General features: G+C 60.0%; 11 protein-coding genes, 2 tRNA genes, 1 pseudogene and 2 CRISPR repeat arrays. Of the genes and pseudogenes, 7 read left to right on the forward strand and 7 right to left on the reverse strand.

Annotated features, from left to right (window positions below; translation table 11 throughout):
- Positions 1-10: 10 nt before the first annotated feature.
- Complete coding sequence (gene cas2, locus C0606_11140) at positions 11-316, forward strand: CRISPR-associated endonuclease Cas2 (GenBank protein PLX37317.1); 306 nt, start codon at positions 11-13, stop codon at positions 314-316.
- Between the two features lie 72 nt (positions 317-388).
- Positions 389-1,214: direct repeats of the CRISPR family, unit length 36 nt; unit sequence AGCTTAGCCGCTTGGAGATCGTGGGCCAACCGCAAC.
- A 48-nt stretch (positions 1,215-1,262) separates the two neighbouring features.
- Positions 1,263-2,669: direct repeats of the CRISPR family, unit length 26 nt; unit sequence CTTGGAGATCGTGGGCCAACCGCAAC.
- A gap of 87 nt (positions 2,670-2,756) precedes the next feature.
- Here cas2 and C0606_11145 read toward each other — a convergent pair.
- The 3 genes and pseudogenes from C0606_11145 to C0606_11155 all read right to left on the reverse strand — a co-directional run bounded on the left by C0606_11145 (position 2,757) and on the right by C0606_11155 (position 6,885).
- Positions 2,757-3,761 (reverse strand): annotated as a pseudogene (locus C0606_11145) (IS3 family transposase).
- A gap of 77 nt (positions 3,762-3,838) precedes the next feature.
- Positions 3,839-6,229, reverse strand: coding sequence for a hypothetical protein (locus C0606_11150; protein ID PLX37066.1), 2,391 nt, complete (start codon positions 6,227-6,229; stop codon positions 3,839-3,841).
- 588 nt (positions 6,230-6,817) lie between these two features.
- Positions 6,818-6,885 (reverse strand) — tRNA-Ser (locus C0606_11155).
- A gap of 140 nt (positions 6,886-7,025) precedes the next feature.
- Between C0606_11155 and C0606_11160 the strand changes: the two genes are divergently transcribed.
- The 6 genes from C0606_11160 (at position 7,026) to C0606_11185 (ending at position 10,834) form a co-directional block, all read left to right on the forward strand.
- Positions 7,026-8,237 carry an integrase gene (locus C0606_11160; protein PLX37067.1) on the forward strand — a complete coding sequence of 404 codons (1,212 nt, stop codon included), beginning with the start codon at positions 7,026-7,028 and terminating at the stop codon, positions 8,235-8,237.
- Position 8,238: 1 nt separating this feature from the next.
- The gene (locus C0606_11165) at positions 8,239-9,069 is read left to right on the forward strand and encodes a hypothetical protein (protein ID PLX37068.1); all 831 of its coding nucleotides are present in this window, start codon (positions 8,239-8,241) and stop codon (positions 9,067-9,069) included.
- Between the two features lie 151 nt (positions 9,070-9,220).
- On the forward strand, positions 9,221-9,418 hold the full coding sequence (locus tag C0606_11170) for a hypothetical protein (GenBank protein ID PLX37069.1): 198 nt from the start codon (positions 9,221-9,223) through the stop codon (positions 9,416-9,418).
- Positions 9,419-9,663: 245 nt separating this feature from the next.
- A complete protein-coding gene (locus tag C0606_11175; GenBank protein PLX37070.1) occupies positions 9,664-9,972 on the forward strand; it encodes a hypothetical protein in 309 nt (102 codons plus the stop codon).
- Positions 9,969-10,238, forward strand: coding sequence for a hypothetical protein (locus C0606_11180; protein ID PLX37071.1), 270 nt, complete (start codon positions 9,969-9,971; stop codon positions 10,236-10,238). Before C0606_11175 ends, C0606_11180 begins: the two co-directional genes overlap by 4 nt.
- Positions 10,239-10,297: 59 nt before the next feature.
- Positions 10,298-10,834, forward strand: coding sequence for a hypothetical protein (locus tag C0606_11185; protein PLX37072.1), 537 nt, complete (start codon positions 10,298-10,300; stop codon positions 10,832-10,834).
- Positions 10,835-11,729: 895 nt separating this feature from the next.
- Here C0606_11185 and C0606_11190 read toward each other — a convergent pair.
- The 4 genes from C0606_11190 to nirJ form a co-directional block, all read right to left on the reverse strand.
- Positions 11,730-11,805 (reverse strand) — tRNA-Thr (locus C0606_11190).
- 279 nt (positions 11,806-12,084) lie between these two features.
- Entirely contained in the window at positions 12,085-12,486 is a 402-nt protein-coding gene (locus tag C0606_11195) for a hemerythrin (protein PLX37073.1), read from the reverse strand.
- A gap of 147 nt (positions 12,487-12,633) precedes the next feature.
- Positions 12,634-14,187 (reverse strand): cytochrome C oxidase Cbb3, encoded by a 1,554-nt coding sequence (locus tag C0606_11200; GenBank protein ID PLX37074.1) that lies wholly within the window; start codon positions 14,185-14,187, stop codon positions 12,634-12,636.
- Positions 14,162-15,373, reverse strand: a complete 1,212-nt coding sequence (nirJ, locus tag C0606_11205; GenBank protein ID PLX37075.1) for a heme d1 biosynthesis radical SAM protein NirJ — start codon at positions 15,371-15,373, stop codon at positions 14,162-14,164. The genes C0606_11200 and nirJ overlap by 26 nt, the downstream gene beginning before the upstream one ends.
- Positions 15,374-15,392 lie beyond the last annotated feature (19 nt).

Genomic DNA, 15,392 nt, shown 5'->3' on the forward strand with positions numbered 1-15,392 from the left:
GTATCGGATGATGTGGCTATATGTGATGTTCGATTTGCCGGTCCTGACCAGCGCCGAGCGCAAGGCAGCGGCCAAGTTTCGCAACCTCCTTCTCGACGAAGGGTTCGAAATGGCCCAGTATTCCGTCTATCTTCGCTTCGCAGAAAGCCGCGAGGCGGCCGAAACATACATCGGCCGGATCGCCCAGGCGCGGCCGGACGAAGGCAAGGTCCACATCGTCACCATTACCGACAAGCAATACGGCAATGCGCGAATCTTCGCAGGACAAAAACGTGAACACAGGCCTGAAAACCCGGCTCAGCTCGCCCTGTTTTGACGACCCGGGGCCGGTTTTTCGTGCTTCTAAAGAGAAAAAAGCCCGGAAAATCCGGGCTTTAGAGGGATATCAAGCTTAGCCGCTTGGAGATCGTGGGCCAACCGCAACGAGGTCGGTGCGACAGGCGATGTTCATTTCAGCTTAGCCGCTTGGAGATCGTGGGCCAACCGCAACCGGTTCATCTCGCCCTATTTCGACAACGGCAGCTTAGCCGCTTGGAGATCGTGGGCCAACCGCAACAGGGGAAAAGGGCTTCGGCATCACCCCCTCAGCTTAGCCGCTTGGAGATCGTGGGCCAACCGCAACGGATGGACGTGATGGGCAAGAACGGCAAGCAGCTTAGCCGCTTGGAGATCGTGGGCCAACCGCAACGGGCGTTGCAGGTGGCGACCACGCGGGCGAAGCTTAGCCGCTTGGAGATCGTGGGCCAACCGCAACGGCGCCCTCTCGCCACATCTGGCCAATCGCAGCTTAGCCGCTTGGAGATCGTGGGCCAACCGCAACACCATCGGCACCGGCTTCACCAATCGCTCGAGCTTAGCCGCTTGGAGATCGTGGGCCAACCGCAACGGTGATCGCCGTGAACAACGTCTATTCGAAGCTTAGCCGCTTGGAGATCGTGGGCCAACCGCAACAAAGAACGATGAAGAGACGCGTGCGTCTCAGCTTAGCCGCTTGGAGATCGTGGGCCAACCGCAACGCCGGCGTCGCGCGCGGCCATGTCGAAGGAGCTTAGCCGCTTGGAGATCGTGGGCCAACCGCAACCTCGACGCGGTCATAGGTATCGCAGGGCAGAGCTTAGCCGCTTGGAGATCGTGGGCCAACCGCAACGCCTCCGTGTGGCTTAGAGAGGTGGAATCGGAGCTTAGCCGCTTGGAGATCGTGGGCCAACCGCAACGGATCCGGCGCCGCTGTCGGGTCCATCCAGAGCTTAGCCGCTTGGAGNCTTGGAGATCGTGGCCCAACCGCAACTGAGATATACTTGATGAACCGCACCCGCGAGCTTAGCCGCTTGGAGATCGTGGGCCAACCGCAACGCAAAACCCTGACGTAGATGCCCCTACCGAGCTTAGCCGCTTGGAGATCGTGGGCCAACCGCAACTGGTACCAACAAAAAACGATAATTTTTATGAGCTTAGCCGCTTGGAGATCGTGGGCCAACCGCAACCGGCCAATGTGGCGACGGATGGCTCGCTAGAGCTTAGCCGCTTGGAGATCGTGGGCCAACCGCAACGGATCCGGCGCCGCTGTCGGGTCCATCCAGAGCTTAGCCGCTTGGAGATCGTGGGCCAACCGCAACTGAGATATGCTTGATGAACCGCACCCGCGAGCTTAGCCGCTTGGAGATCGTGGGCCAACCGCAACCAGATCCGGCCGCGCCGCCAATACCGATGAAGCTTAGCCGCTTGGAGATCGTGGGCCAACCGCAACTGCGTTCAGGGGCGGGTTTTCCACGTCACCAGCTTAGCCGCTTGGAGATCGTGGGCCAACCGCAACGCGCGGCAGCGTCGCGTCGCCGCCCTCCACAGCTTAGCCGCTTGGAGATCGTGGGCCAACCGCAACAGTTCTTCAAGGCGCGTGTTTTCAAAAACGAGCTTAGCCGCTTGGAGATCGTGGGCCAACCGCAACCGAGCGGCTGCAGATGATCCTTGCCGGAACAGCTTAGCCGCTTGGAGATCGTGGGCCAACCGCAACATCCCGCGCATGGGCGACAAGTTCGGCGTCAGCTTAGCCGCTTGGAGATCGTGGGCCAACCGCAACCGCGTCGCGACGCTGGAGCCAAAGCCCGGCAGCTTAGCCGCTTGGAGATCGTGGGCCAACCGCAACGCCGGACGGGCGGAGGTGGCACGCGGCTAAAGCTTAGCCGCTTGGAGATCGTGGGCCAACCGCAACAAGAGAGTTCCACTCGTGTTCCATCGCCCAAGCTTAGCCGCTTGGAGATCGTGGGCCAACCGCAACCGTAAATCCGCATCACCGTTTCGGCGTTGAGCTTAGCCGCTTGGAGATCGTGGGCCAACCGCAACGAATGCGGTCAGCTCGAAATCGGATCCGGCAGCTTAGCCGCTTGGAGATCGTGGGCCAACCGCAACGAGATAGCACCGGTTGAAAGTGTTCTTGGAGCTTAGCCGCTTGGAGATCGTGGGCCAACCGCAACGGATGCATTCGGGAACAGCAGAACCATTGAAGCTTAGCCGCTTGGAGATCGTGGGCCAACCGCAACATAGCGGGTGGCGCGTATGTCTTGCGCGGAAGCTTAGCCGCTTGGAGATCGTGGGCCAACCGCAACGACGAGTTCAAACGGCTCGGCTGGAAGCCGAGCTTAGCCGCTTGGAGTTCGTGGGCCAACCGCAACCGACTGGACCCGGCGTTCGGAGAGCGTGGGCCAACCGCAACAAAAATATCGAAAAACAGAGCTGCTGCCGGTTTCGAGGACACGCCGTCAATCTAGCTCAGCTTGTTCCTCGAACTCGATAGCGCTCATGTTGCCCAGTGTCGAGTAGCGTCGCCGGGGGGTGTGGAAGCGCTCAGTGAAATCGAACAACTCGGCCCCGGCATCATCCCTCGTCCTGTGGACTTTCCGAGCGGTGCATTCGGACTTGAGATACGAGAAGCAGTTCTCCATCACTGCATTGTCCCGGGCATTCGCCGACCGGCTCATCGAACAGGTGATGCGTGATCGGTCATCAGGCGCTGGAACTGTTCGTTCGTGTATTGACTGCCTTGGTTGCTGTGATGCAGCAGACGATCCGGTCAGCATCTTCGCCAGATCGCCACGATGAGGGCGGCGGTCACGAGCTGGGCCGCCACCTCCGCTTTTGTAGCCCAACCAACAACACGTTTGGAGAACAGGTCCATTACGGCAAAAACATAGAGCCATCCTTCAACGGTCCAGATGTAGGTGAAGTCGCCCCCCGCTTCTGGTTCGGCGCCGATGACTCGAAGGCGCTATCGAGCAGATTGTCCGACACTGCTGATCGCTCGCCGGCATCTTCGGCAACCCACGTCGCCGCGATCGAGCGCGCAACCCGTTCTGGCGCATGAGCCTCTCAACGCGATGCAGGCTGCAGGGCACACCCTCGGCTAGCACGTCGAGCCCGACGCGGAGAGCGCCATACGTTCGGTCGCTGCTCTTGCAGCTGCGATCGATCGCTGTCACCAGAGCCTTCCTTACCGGGGACGAGCGCTGGGCTGCGGTTGAGCCAGGCATCGACCCCCGACCGGGACCTATCCGGCGCTTCGCAAAGTCGTGCCACTGGCCAGATGTTCCGGTGCTTCGCGACGAAAGCGAACTTCATACAGCTCCCCTCGCGAAGAAGGCTGCGACGTTTTCTAGGATGCCGTGCTCCGCCTTGAGCTTGGCGACCTCCTTGCGCAGCCGGTCGTTCTTGAGCTGTTCGGGCTTCGACTGCCCACGACCGGGAAACGCGTGCTGGTTGGCGCTTAGCCGCGTGGAGATCGTGAACCAACCACAGCGCCCGCAAGCGTCGCGAGAGTGTCGAGAACGATCATTCACGGCGCCCCCTAGTCGGAAAGGCTACGCCGGAGCTGCACGCCGACATTTGCTTCTGCGCGCGATGCGGCGGCAGCCGCCTGACCGAGCGCGGTGTTCAACTGCCGGGCTTTCGAAATGGCGTTGTCGATCGAGGTGGTGTCCACCTTCGGGGTCGCCGTGATCCCGAGCGCCTGCTGCATCTCCGACCCGGCGCTCACAGCTTCCGACTTGGCGGTCTCGACGTCGGCCATATCGACCGACGGCTTGGCGCTCGGCGCATTGGCGAGCATATGCCACATGCGCGGGGCATTCATGGCGCTGTAGCTGGACGTCGGCACGCCAACGAACGGATCGGACAGCACGCCCGGCTTGTTCATCGGGACCGGCGCCTTGCCGTACATGGCGTTGCCGAAATGCAGCCGCTCCAACCGATCGTACGCAGCGCGCCGCGCCGCCCGGCCGAACTCCTGGCCCACATACGCCTCGGAAAGCCGCCGCTGCATCTCCGGATCCGTCCGGTACATGTGCAGCTTCTGATCGAGCCCTTCGCGCGCACGTGCGGGCGCCATGCCGTCGGCGATACGCTGCGCCGCTTCCCGGAAGAAATCCTCCTCGACCGGGTTGCGCGGCGTCTTGCCGAACTGCGCGAGGTAACCCCGCGGATCGTGCCACGCCTGGCTCTTCTTCTCCTGCGAAGATGCATACCCCGCCGCCGTAAGGGCCACTGGCAGCGACAAGCGCGCCGCGACCAATGCCGTGCTCTTCCCGATCGATGCCCAACCGCCGCCAGCTTTGGTGGCTTTCCCTGCAGCACCGCCTGCAACACCGCCGTCTACGACGCCGGAGCCGCCAAGGGCAACCGCCGCGCGGGTCAGCGCCGCCGCGGAGCCATCAAGCGCCAGTGCCGACGACTTCAGGCCGAAGGCATCCGCCGCTTTCCCGACAGCCCATTTGCCCCCCTTCCACGTGCCGTAACCGGCCGCGCCGATCCCGAGCGAAGTGAGCAGGGGGTTTTCCTGCGCGACGGAAGCCAAGCTGTTGATGCCGTCGGCCAGCTTGTTCAGCCCGGCTGCGATCCCGTCGATTGGCACCAGTGATGCCGATAGGTTGGAAAGCGCCCCCTTGAACCCGCCCCACGCCACGAACGGATCGTTGAAGCGCGCCTTGTCGGCGGCGTCGGTTCCCATGGCTGATTCCATCAAACTCAGCCATCGCGCGATCTGTTCTCGCTGGGTGACGATACGGGTGAGGAACGCCGTGGCATTGGTGTTGCCAGAAAGCTTGCCGACGGCCGCGGCGACCGCTGTGTCGTTGCTCAGGTCGACGCCGTCTTTCTTCAGCGCCGGGATCAGGTATTTCAACACCCACTGATCAGGGTTCGCGCCGAACATCTCCTTGTCGACGAGCCCATGTTCGCCACGGATGCCTATGCGGTTCCGTTCCGCCAAGTAGCGCTTGCCGCCGGCAGAGCCGACCGCTTCAAGCACGAACGCTTTGAACGCCATGGCCAGTGCATTGCCTGCCGTATCTGGCCCCATGTCCTGCATGTAGACGGACGCACGGGCGAGAAAATCGGGTGAAAGCGCCGGGCCAGCGACCTTTGTTCGCCGCGCAAAGGGGAAGAACGCCCCTGCATCGAAATCGGGATCGACTTGCGCCGCTTTTGTTGCCGCCTCGATCAACCCCGTAACCTGATCGATCCCAAGCTGGCCTCCCTTGTTCAGACCGAGGTTATCGAGGCCACGCAGCAGCCCGACGAGCTGGGAGACCGCAGCCTCAGCGCCTTTGGCGCTCTGAAGCGCGACAAACGACTGCACCATCTTTTCGAGGACGGCGTTTGTCCGTTCAGCATCACCCATGAGGGTGTATGCATTGCGAGCCATTTCCATCGCAGCGGTTACCGGAACCGACGGGTAACGGATCGACAGGGCTTCCGCCTGATCGAAAATCTTGTCTTGCGCTCGCGATGGAATGTTGGCCGTCTGCTGCCGGAAAATCTCGCGGCGGCGTTCCGAACTGGCAGTCAACGCCTCACGTCCAAGCATCCCGCCGAAGTACGGCAGCGTATAGGTCCCGGCCATGACGAGTGCCGGTTTCAGATAGTCCCGCATGCGCATGCCGTGCGACTTGGCGCGTTTCTCGATTGCGCCCAGCTGCTGCGAGAACCCGACACGGGCTTGAGCAAGGTGCGAAAGCGTCTGCGTTTTCCAGTTGGAAATCTCGGACTTGGCAAGCGCGCCCTTAAGGTTCCGCTGCTTGATCGAGTCATGCATCGCGATCCAGGAGTTCTGAACCGCGGCCATATCCTGTCCAGCCAATTTAAGCTTGTCGAGATTGCGCTGAAAGCCAACGCCCCACGAAACCGCACCGGTGGTGCCCAGGCGCTTTGCAGCGGCCTCCACCTGCTGCATCGTGGTCATGACCTTCCTGGCTTCGCCGTGCCCCTCCGACCGGAGCCGAAGAATAAGTTGACCGATAAGCGTCCGCGCCATAACTCCACCACAAAACAAAAACTGCAGCGGCAATTGTACCTTTGTGTTTTACTTTCCCGCAAACAGCGCCACCGAAAGCAGTCTCACCTAATGAAATCCGATTAACTAGCTTTAACAACGTTCAATAGTTGCGCACGCGCAACATTGATGATTTTTTTGAAACGAAATCGCCAAGGGTATTAGGGCACAAGAATCTGCAGGTCAAATAAACCCGCAGACCGACTGCTTTTTTCCGCAACAAACAAAACACGACGAACCGTCGACGTTTTCGTTGAAGTGAACTCAGCAGCAAGCGGCGCCCCGATTTTGCAGCGGCGGCGGATCAAGCCAACGCGTGGCGTTGCCTACCCGGCAATTCCACCGTAAACGCTCGTCAGGCTCCGACCGATCGGCAGAGCGAAGGTCATTAACTGTGCCCTTTTTGTGCCCAAACGCGAAGATCGGAACACCTCTTGGACGCCGGAGAAAGGCCCGCAGCAACGGTTTTTACTAAACGAATTCAATAGATTAATAAAATGGTGCCGGCAGCAGGATTCGAACCCGCGACCCCCTGATTACAAATCAGTCTGGAATCAATTTCCGGCAAAGGCGCCTAAACTCCGGGAAGCATTTTTTCTTTTTAATTTCTGTTTGTTATCGCTCCATCCGATTCCGATGAGCTTCCCTGTTTGCCGTTCCGGTGCTACCGTGGTGCTACCGGAGACTTAACGCGGTAGCACACACAATGCCGAAACTCACCAAACGAACCGTGGACGCGGCAAAGGCAAGCGATGCCGAATTTATCGTGTGGGATGACGAAATTCCCGGGTTCGGCTTGCGTGTATATCCGAGTGGGCGGAAAGCCTTCATCTTTCAATACCGTACCTCGGGCGGCCGGCGCGGCCGGGTTCGCAAGGTGACCATCGGAACGTATGGCGCCCTCACGCCAGACCATGCGAGACAGCAGGCAAAAGAGTTATCCGCCAACGCCGCGCGGGGTGACGATCCCGCAGCAGCCAAACGCGAACAGCGCGAAGCACCGCGCATGTCAGACCTTTTTGTCCGCTACCTCTCAGAACATGCCACCGTCTACAAGAAGGCCTCATCAGTCACGGAAGACGCTCGCCTCATAAAGCTGCACTTGTTACCTGCGTTCTCTACGCGACGTGTTCGCGACGTTTCCCGTGATGAAATCATCAAACTTCATCGGTCTCTTCACGCCACCCCCTACGTCGCAAACCGATGCGTCGCGCTTCTTTCGAAAGCCTTCAATCTCGCTGAGCTTTGGGGCTGGCGAGCCGATGGTTCGAACCCTTGCAGGCATGTCAGGAAATACCGGGAAGTTGCCCGCGAACGGGTTCTCTCTCCAGATGAAATTGAGCGGCTTGGACGCGCCCTCGCCCAAAGCGAAAAAGACGGAGCTAATCCCCACGCCATCTTGGCAATTCGCATCGCGGCCCTAACGGGATGGCGCATTGGCGAAGTGCGAAATCTGACATGGGAGCAAGTCGATTTCGAACAACGGGTGGCCCATTTGGTCGACACCAAGACCGGAGACCGAACCGCACCGCTCAGCGCTGCGGCATTGGAGTTTCTAGCAAACTCGCCCCGTATGGGATCCCACGTCATCCCGGGACGCAGCGGCGACAATCCGCTCGACTATAAGGCAATCTTAAAAGTTTGGCGGCGCGCCTGCGAGACCGCAGGGCTGAAAAACACGCGACTCCACGACTTAAGACACACAGCCGCGACGATGGCAGCCTCATTCGGCGCCAATGCGCTTTTGGTGCGCGACTTACTCGGACATCGCACGCTCGCAATGTCCAATCGCTACGTCAGCCGAATGATTGACCCAGTCCGCGACCTTTCCGACCGCGTAGCCTCATCAATTGACAGAACAATGAGAGGCGCGGGCACAGCCGACGTAGTGCCGCTGGACAAGGCGGGGAGGCATTGACATGGGAACGGAAGAGAACCCTTACACGCCCAAGCCAAGCACTATCTCCTACCTTGACCCAAAGACGGGCAAAAAATGTCGGAAATTGAACGAAGGCGCGGAAGATATTGTCTCATCCATCTGTAATGCCGTCGGTGAGAGAAACATACCTGCCAACTTGGATTATGTTGCGCTATGGGATGCCCTCGACGGCTTAGAGATACGTCAAACGTTGCTGGAGAAGACCGGAAACACCTCATATTATCGCCGACAATACAAGAGCATAGAAACAATTACGAAGAAGGCCGAAGGCCTCATGGAAGCCCTTCGCAGGGACGACGCAATTGATGCGGTCGAAGTCCTGAGCGAGTGCCTGCCGCCCTTTTCTGGGTTCCAGTGGCCCAAAACCATCGGCAGCGAACCTCTCCCCACCGATGATGACGGGCGCCCATCATCCGACGAACTCGCACACCGGACTCGCGTCCGCCCATCCGGGGAGCCGGACATTTGCGCGTCAATGACTGAGCTGATTACCGCGCTTGACCGGCTCGTCGACTACGGAAACGAAAGGTTGAAACAGATTGACCGGGAAGGCTGGACGAAGACGCCACTTCTTGACGCCGATGGCTCATCCACCCGGGAAATGGTCTGGCACCTCGCGCGCATTTACGAGAAGCATTTCGAAAGAGATGCTGGGACCTCGACCGTCGTAGACGGAAGCGAAGAACGCGGCGGACCATTTGTGAGGTTCATCCAGCGAGTATTCAAGGCATTCGAACTTACTCAAAGCCGAGACTTCCCAGCGGGAGAGACGGTAAGAAAGGCCTTGCTCAATCGGCCTGCAAGGACCTAACACGAAGGCGCTTCGGGCACCGGGGTATAAATCGAGCGCACTTTTTTCTTTTTGTACCCCGCCAACGCGGCGGCACCTTGAGTCATCATGCTCCGAGACGGACAGCAGCGCGCTGACCTCGTCACCAACGTCTCATTACAAGGACCATGAAATGACGAATGAACTTCTCAATCCCTCCGCAGCCGCAGAGTACCTCGGCTCGACGCAATCAACGCTTTCGAAATGGCGCATGTCCGGCTCCGGCCCGGCATACATCAAGGTCGGCCATCAGGTGCGGTATGCCCGAACTGACCTTGAGGCGTGGGTAGCATCCTGCCGTCGCGAGTCGACCTCGCATAACGCGGCGTAGCCCGAACAAAAAAGAGGCCGGCCGCGCGACGCAGACCGGCTAAAGGAAAATAATCACATGAAAATGTATCACAGGCGCCCTTCGCGGCGCAACGGCGGAGCTTTGCCTTTGTTCGAATGGGCAGAGCTTCATCACCCCTCAGTTCCCCTGACGCAAGCCGGTTCCCGGATCGCTACGCGTTGGCGCGTGTCGCCGTCGCTGGCAAACCGCATGGCCGAACTGGCGTTTGGCACGGAGGCCCAGCGATGAGAACCGCCATTGTCAAAATTACCGTCAGGACGAAGGCCGACCCTTCCCGCTCAGTCACCGTAAACGGCCGGCTTGCTTGGACGCTCCATCACCTCATTGACGCCGGAGCGCAGGGTATCACGCCAATCGAAAGACCCGCTCCCCGATGGTCCGAATACGTACACCAACTCCGCAAGTGCGGACTCGAAATCGAGACCATCCGAGAAAAACACAGTGGCCCATTTCCCGGTAACCACGGTCGTTATGTCTTACGAACGCCAGTCGAAGTGGTCAAAGCCGTTTCGGCGAAGGAGCGGGCAGGATGAATGCAGCCTCAAGCCATCGCGAGTGCGATAGCAACTATCGTGGCGTTGCCATCAACATAGATCCGAACTGGCGCGTCATTGCCTGCCGCGATGGCATCCAGTGGATATTGCAGCAGAAACGGGGAGAGAAGCGCGGCCAGCCGCGCTTCGAGGCTCGTGGGTACTTCCGCACCCGAAAAGCCCTCATCCGGCTCTGCCGCAACCTAATCCCGACTATCAGCCATGACGCGTTGGCAGCCCTTGAGGGATTGCCGGAACGCATTTGACGCAGCAACGAAGGTGGGGCAATGGCTCCGCCCTCCCAACTCAGCGGAGATGCTGGCGAATGGGAAAGCCGAAACCCAGGGCGGGACGCTCCCGTCGCGACACAAAACACGTGCGCTTGCACGAATGGATGATGCGCACCGAAGCTTGGAAATCGCTCAAACCCGCAACCCGGGTCGTCTATACCGAGCTTGGGCGCCTCTACAACGGCACCAACAACGGCATGATTGGCGCTTCAGTTCGCCGCTTAGCCATCGCCGCAAATTGCGACAAGAGCACCGTCAGCCGATCCCTCAAGGAACTCATCGCCAAAGGCTTCGTGGAAATTACGACGCCATCGGCGTTTAGCCGAAAAGACCGCATTGCGACGGAATACCGCCTCACCGAGCACGCCTGCAACCTCACCAATCAACCGGCAAAAAAAACGTTCGCCCGATGGTCACAGAAAAAACAACAGTCCGAAAAATCGTCGCCACAGTCCGACCCACGCAACTGTGACCCCAATAACAGCAACGGAACAAACGCTCACGGTCCGGAATATGCAACTGCGCGACTCACTTGTTCACCCACGACAGTTGCACCAGACGGACACTATTAGTTTACCAGGTAGGCAGGTCCGCACCCCCGAACCGTTAACGTGCCACAAGTCGCATTTGGGATCGGGAGCGTACACGTCTACTCACACGCGCTAAGCATCCGCCCACATTGGAAGTTGAACAGGATTTTCCCACCCGACTTTGAACTGGCTGCAACGATGCGCCCACCCCTGACTTTCGCGGTAACCTGACACGTCTCATCGCGTGCGCCGACAAAAGTTGAAGGAGCATACGGGTTCGGGTTGTGAAGAAGCATTCCACCGCGACCGGCGCGCATACCCTGCCAAACAATGAGCGTATCCGGGCCATACTCTTTCATAAACGACGGAGCCCCGAGACACGCTATCGCATCCATTTCGGACTTACCGATGAGTACACCCGCTCGGTCAGCAGCGAACGATGATGGCGCGACTGCGAGGAACGCAGCTCCCGCAACAGCGATGCCCATACTGCGCATATCACCCTCCCACCTTTGGATGAACCGCAAGCATTGCACACGCATTAAGAGATGCGGTCAACCGTTAAGCGCGTGCCGCATTTCGTCGACAGACTCACCTGCGCGCGCAATTCGAAACGTGTCGGGCTGGAATGTCGTTCCGTGCATCGAGGGAACAATGTTCAGGCAATCGCCGGCCACACAGCCCGCACTATTTGTCGACCGATCGGTTAGCTAATGCCATCGTCCAGTTAAACCGACCAAAACACTGAAACGAATCCATATTCGCCAAACCAGCGTATCGGTCACTTCGATGATTGCTCCCTTGCGGATTTCTTAAACGAGCAACCACCTGCCTAGACACAGTTCACATGGGCGCACGAAAATGCTTCTGGTGCTACCGCCGTGCTACCTAAGACAAATTCCCGGACGATAGAAAACGCATAACTTATTGAGATTGTTGGTGCCGGCAGCAGGATTCGAACCCGCGACCCCCTGATTACAAATCAGGTGCTCTACCAGCTGAGCTATACCGGCCTGATGCCCTGAACGGGCGGCACTGCGCGGTCAGAACGACGGCGTCAAGCGCGCTCCTTTTGTCATATTTTCTGCGCGCTGTCCAAACAGAACTTGCCGGCAATTGGCGCAATTTCCGCCCGGAAGAAAACGGCCAGCCTGACGCCGTCCGGTGCGGTCGACACGCCGTTTGACGAGAGGCGGGAGGCTCCGTTCGGACGCGATATGAACCGAACAGTGACACCGCGACGGCACGACATGCCGCCGCTCATTTCACGAGAGACCGCCTGAGGCAGGCGATCAGTAGGCCAGAACCCGGTTGCGCGCCCAGTTCGCGGTTGCCGTATCCATCGTTGCGGCATGGGTGACGAACCACTCGCGTACGTCCTTTGCCAGGAACTCGCGAACGGCGGCCACATCGCCGGCACGCAATTGCACCTTGATCGAGGCGACCCAGTTCAGCACGCGCTCATGCTCTCCCTTGTGGATCACATAGGCCGGGAAGCCGGTCTTCGTCATCAGTTTCTCTTCGCGGGCGAAATGCTCCGCCAGATGCTTGGCGAGCGCATCCATCGTCGGCGCCAGTTCGTCGTCCGCGAGGGTTTCGAACTTGACCACCATTTCGGCGAACTCCGCGTGATCTTCATCGATCATCGGATCTCCGGTTGCGGGAAATTCCAGTTTGTCGGCAACCATCATCATGGCCGATCTTCCCTTTCTTGCGCCCGCCTGCCCCCTGGCAGCGCGGACATTGGCCTCGTATTCCGCCCCGAAACCTCAAACGCGGACGCAACCACCCGTATCGCGCCCGCCGGTCGTACTTGGCAAGTCCTGCTTGGCAAGCCCTGCTCAGTGACTTGTTCCCTCCTCGAACGTGATCTTGTTGAAGACGTTGTACTTGCCCGACGGCTTCTTCATCGGAAGCCGCTTGACGATCTCGAGCGTCTTGGCGTCGTAGATCAGGATCGCCCCGTCGTCCTCCCAGATGGAGACGATGGCGTGGCTGCCGTCGCGGTCGAACTCGACATGCGCCGCGACGCGGCCCGGTTCCGGCTTCAGCGTCTTGACGATTTCGAGCTTCTCCTTGTCGATGATGTGCATCGCGTCCCGGTTCGGACCAAAGAACACATCCGCCCAGGCGTAGCGCGACTTCTCGTGGCTGCGCATGAAGAAGCCCGGCCCCAGCGTCTCGAGCCGCTTGATCGTCTTCCACGTTTTCATGTCGATGATGCTGATCGAGCTCTCGCGCAAATGCGGCGTCGCCATCACCGTCTGATCGCCGACCTTCCACGAGATTCCCGAGCCGAGATGCGGCAGGCCAGTCAGGTCGATATCGGCCACCTTCCGACCGATCACCATGTCGACGACCTGGCCGTTCTTGCCGTTCCGCGCCGCGCCGATCAGATGCTCGTAGGCCTGATCGAAGAAGAAGTCGTCGAGATAGTCGTCGAGCTTGATACGGCGAACCGGGAAGGGATCGGTCTGCTTGGGCGGCCCTTCGGTGCGATAGTCATGAACGAAGCCGTAGAACGGCGGATCCTCGCCGTAGAACACTTCCCAGACTTCCGGCAGATCCTTGAGCGCCAGAATGAAGCTCTTGCGCGGCGGCGCCTGATAGACGGCACTGACGCGGGACGACTTGCCGTCGGCGCCGACAGCCGGGATGATCTTCTCCAGCGTCAGGTCTTCCGTGCTCAACAGCACCAGGCTGTGCGGCAGGTAATTCGCCAACGCGATGTGTTTGCCGTCATGGGAGAGCGCGATGTTGCGCGAGTTGATCGCGCCGCGCACCCGGCCGACTTCCTGCAGTGACCAGATGTCGTACTTCATCACCCAGCCGTCGCGCGACATGAAGAACACATAGCGCCCGTCGGAGGTGAATTTCGGTCCGCCATGGACGACATAGGGCGTCGGGAAGCGGGTCAACGGCTCGAACGTGTCGCCATCGAGCACGGTCGCATGATGATCGCCCGTTTCGACCACGATGAACAGGTTCATCGGATCGGAGGTGAACACCGGCTTGTCGGCGGGCTTGTAGTCCGGGTTCATTTCGCGCGTCGCTGCGATTTCTTCCGGGCCCCAGGGCGGTATCTCGGCAAGCGGCGTGCGGATACGTTCGACCAGCGCGGCAATGCCCGCCTCGTCGATCTCCTCGCCAAACGCCGGCATCTGCGTCGCCGGACGCCCCTCGCGGATCGCAAGCGCCAGATCGTCGGGCTTCAGCCGCTTCAGCGTTTCCGGGATCAGCGCGGGCCCGATACCGCCGAGCCGCGTCGGGCCGTGGCATTCCACACAATGCTTGGTGTACAGCGCATCGACATCGACAGCGCTGTCGGAAGCCGTCGCGGGCGTTACCGCGAATGCGGCGATTGCGACACTAAGAAGCCCGATGACGCGCTTCATGACGTACTCCTCTGAACGGGGTCACGACGAGGCGCTCGGACGGCGCATCGAGACCGATCTCTTCGTCGGTCATGTAACAGGCGGGATCTTCGGCCCACGGATTGCCGGACACCTGAAGCGCCCTCACCCGCGTGTTGCCACCGCAGATGTTGAGATATTTGCAGGCGCCGCAGCGCCCCTCGACCGCGCGCGGCCGCTGTTTCAGGCCGGCAAAGACCGGGTTGCTGGTATCGGTCCAGATCTCCGAGAACGGCCGTTCCTTCACGTTGCCGAGGTCGAAGTGCCACCACATCGTGTCGGGATGGACGTTGCCGAGATTGTCGATATTGGAGATGTGCACGCCCGATGAATTGCCGCCCCAGCGGGTCAGCAACTCGGTCAGATGCGCTTCGCTCTCCGGGAACCGACGGCGCACCCAGTTGAGCAGGAAGACCGCGTCGGCATCGTTGTTACCGGTGACGTATTCGCGGCTCGAACCCGCCTCGACATCGGCCCAGGCCCGCTCGATCAGCGTTTCCATCTTGGCGCGCGTCGTCTCGATGCGCGCATCGTCGCCACGGTTCTTGTTGCCGCGCCCGGCATAGACGAGGTGCGACAGGTAGATCTTGTCGACCTCTTCCTCGACGCACAGGTCGAGCAGTTCTTCCAGGTTCGCCGCGTTGTCGTCTGTCATGGTGAAGCGCAGGCCGACTTTGACGCCACGCTTGTGCAGATGGCGCACGGCGGCAAGCGAGGCGTCGAACGCTCCTTCCATGCCGCGGAAGGCGTCATGCACCGCGCCGATACCGTCGAGCGAGATGCCGACATAGTCGTAACCGATCCCGGCCACCTTGTCGGCGACCGGCTCGTCGATCAGCGTGCCGTTGGTCGACAGCGCGGTGTAGAAGCCCATGCCCTTGGCGCGCGCGGAAATGTCGTAGATATCGGGCCGCAACAGCGGCTCGCCGCCCGACAGGATCAGCACCGGGACGCGGAAGCCCTTGAGGTCGTCCATCACGGTGTAGACTTCGTCGGTATTCAGCTCACCCGGGAAATCGACGTCGCCCGAGATCGAATAGCAGTGCTTGCACTTCAGATTGCAGCGTCGCACCAGGTTCCAGATCACCACCGGTCCCGGCGGCTCCCGATGCGGACCGAGCGGGGTCGGATTGGCAATCTCGCGCAGATAGTGTGTCAGTCGAAACATGGTCGTGTCCTAGAGCGCT

The organism is Hyphomicrobiales bacterium, assembly GCA_002869065.1.
GTDB lineage: Bacteria > Pseudomonadota > Alphaproteobacteria > Rhizobiales > Rhodobiaceae > Rhodobium.

Coding starts and splice junctions, on each gene's coding strand:
- cas2 (PLX37317.1), top strand. CDS start 11: ATGTGGCTATATGTGATGTTCGATTTGCCGGTCCTGACCAGCGCCGAG.
- C0606_11150 (PLX37066.1), bottom strand. CDS start 6,229: ATGACCACGATGCAGCAGGTGGAGGCCGCTGCAAAGCGCCTGGGCACC.
- C0606_11160 (PLX37067.1), top strand. CDS start 7,026: ATGCCGAAACTCACCAAACGAACCGTGGACGCGGCAAAGGCAAGCGAT.
- C0606_11165 (PLX37068.1), top strand. CDS start 8,239: ATGGGAACGGAAGAGAACCCTTACACGCCCAAGCCAAGCACTATCTCC.
- C0606_11170 (PLX37069.1), top strand. CDS start 9,221: ATGACGAATGAACTTCTCAATCCCTCCGCAGCCGCAGAGTACCTCGGC.
- C0606_11175 (PLX37070.1), top strand. CDS start 9,664: ATGAGAACCGCCATTGTCAAAATTACCGTCAGGACGAAGGCCGACCCT.
- C0606_11180 (PLX37071.1), top strand. CDS start 9,969: ATGAATGCAGCCTCAAGCCATCGCGAGTGCGATAGCAACTATCGTGGC.
- C0606_11185 (PLX37072.1), top strand. CDS start 10,298: ATGGGAAAGCCGAAACCCAGGGCGGGACGCTCCCGTCGCGACACAAAA.
- C0606_11195 (PLX37073.1), bottom strand. CDS start 12,486: ATGATGATGGTTGCCGACAAACTGGAATTTCCCGCAACCGGAGATCCG.
- C0606_11200 (PLX37074.1), bottom strand. CDS start 14,187: ATGAAGCGCGTCATCGGGCTTCTTAGTGTCGCAATCGCCGCATTCGCG.
- nirJ (PLX37075.1), bottom strand. CDS start 15,373: ATGTTTCGACTGACACACTATCTGCGCGAGATTGCCAATCCGACCCCG.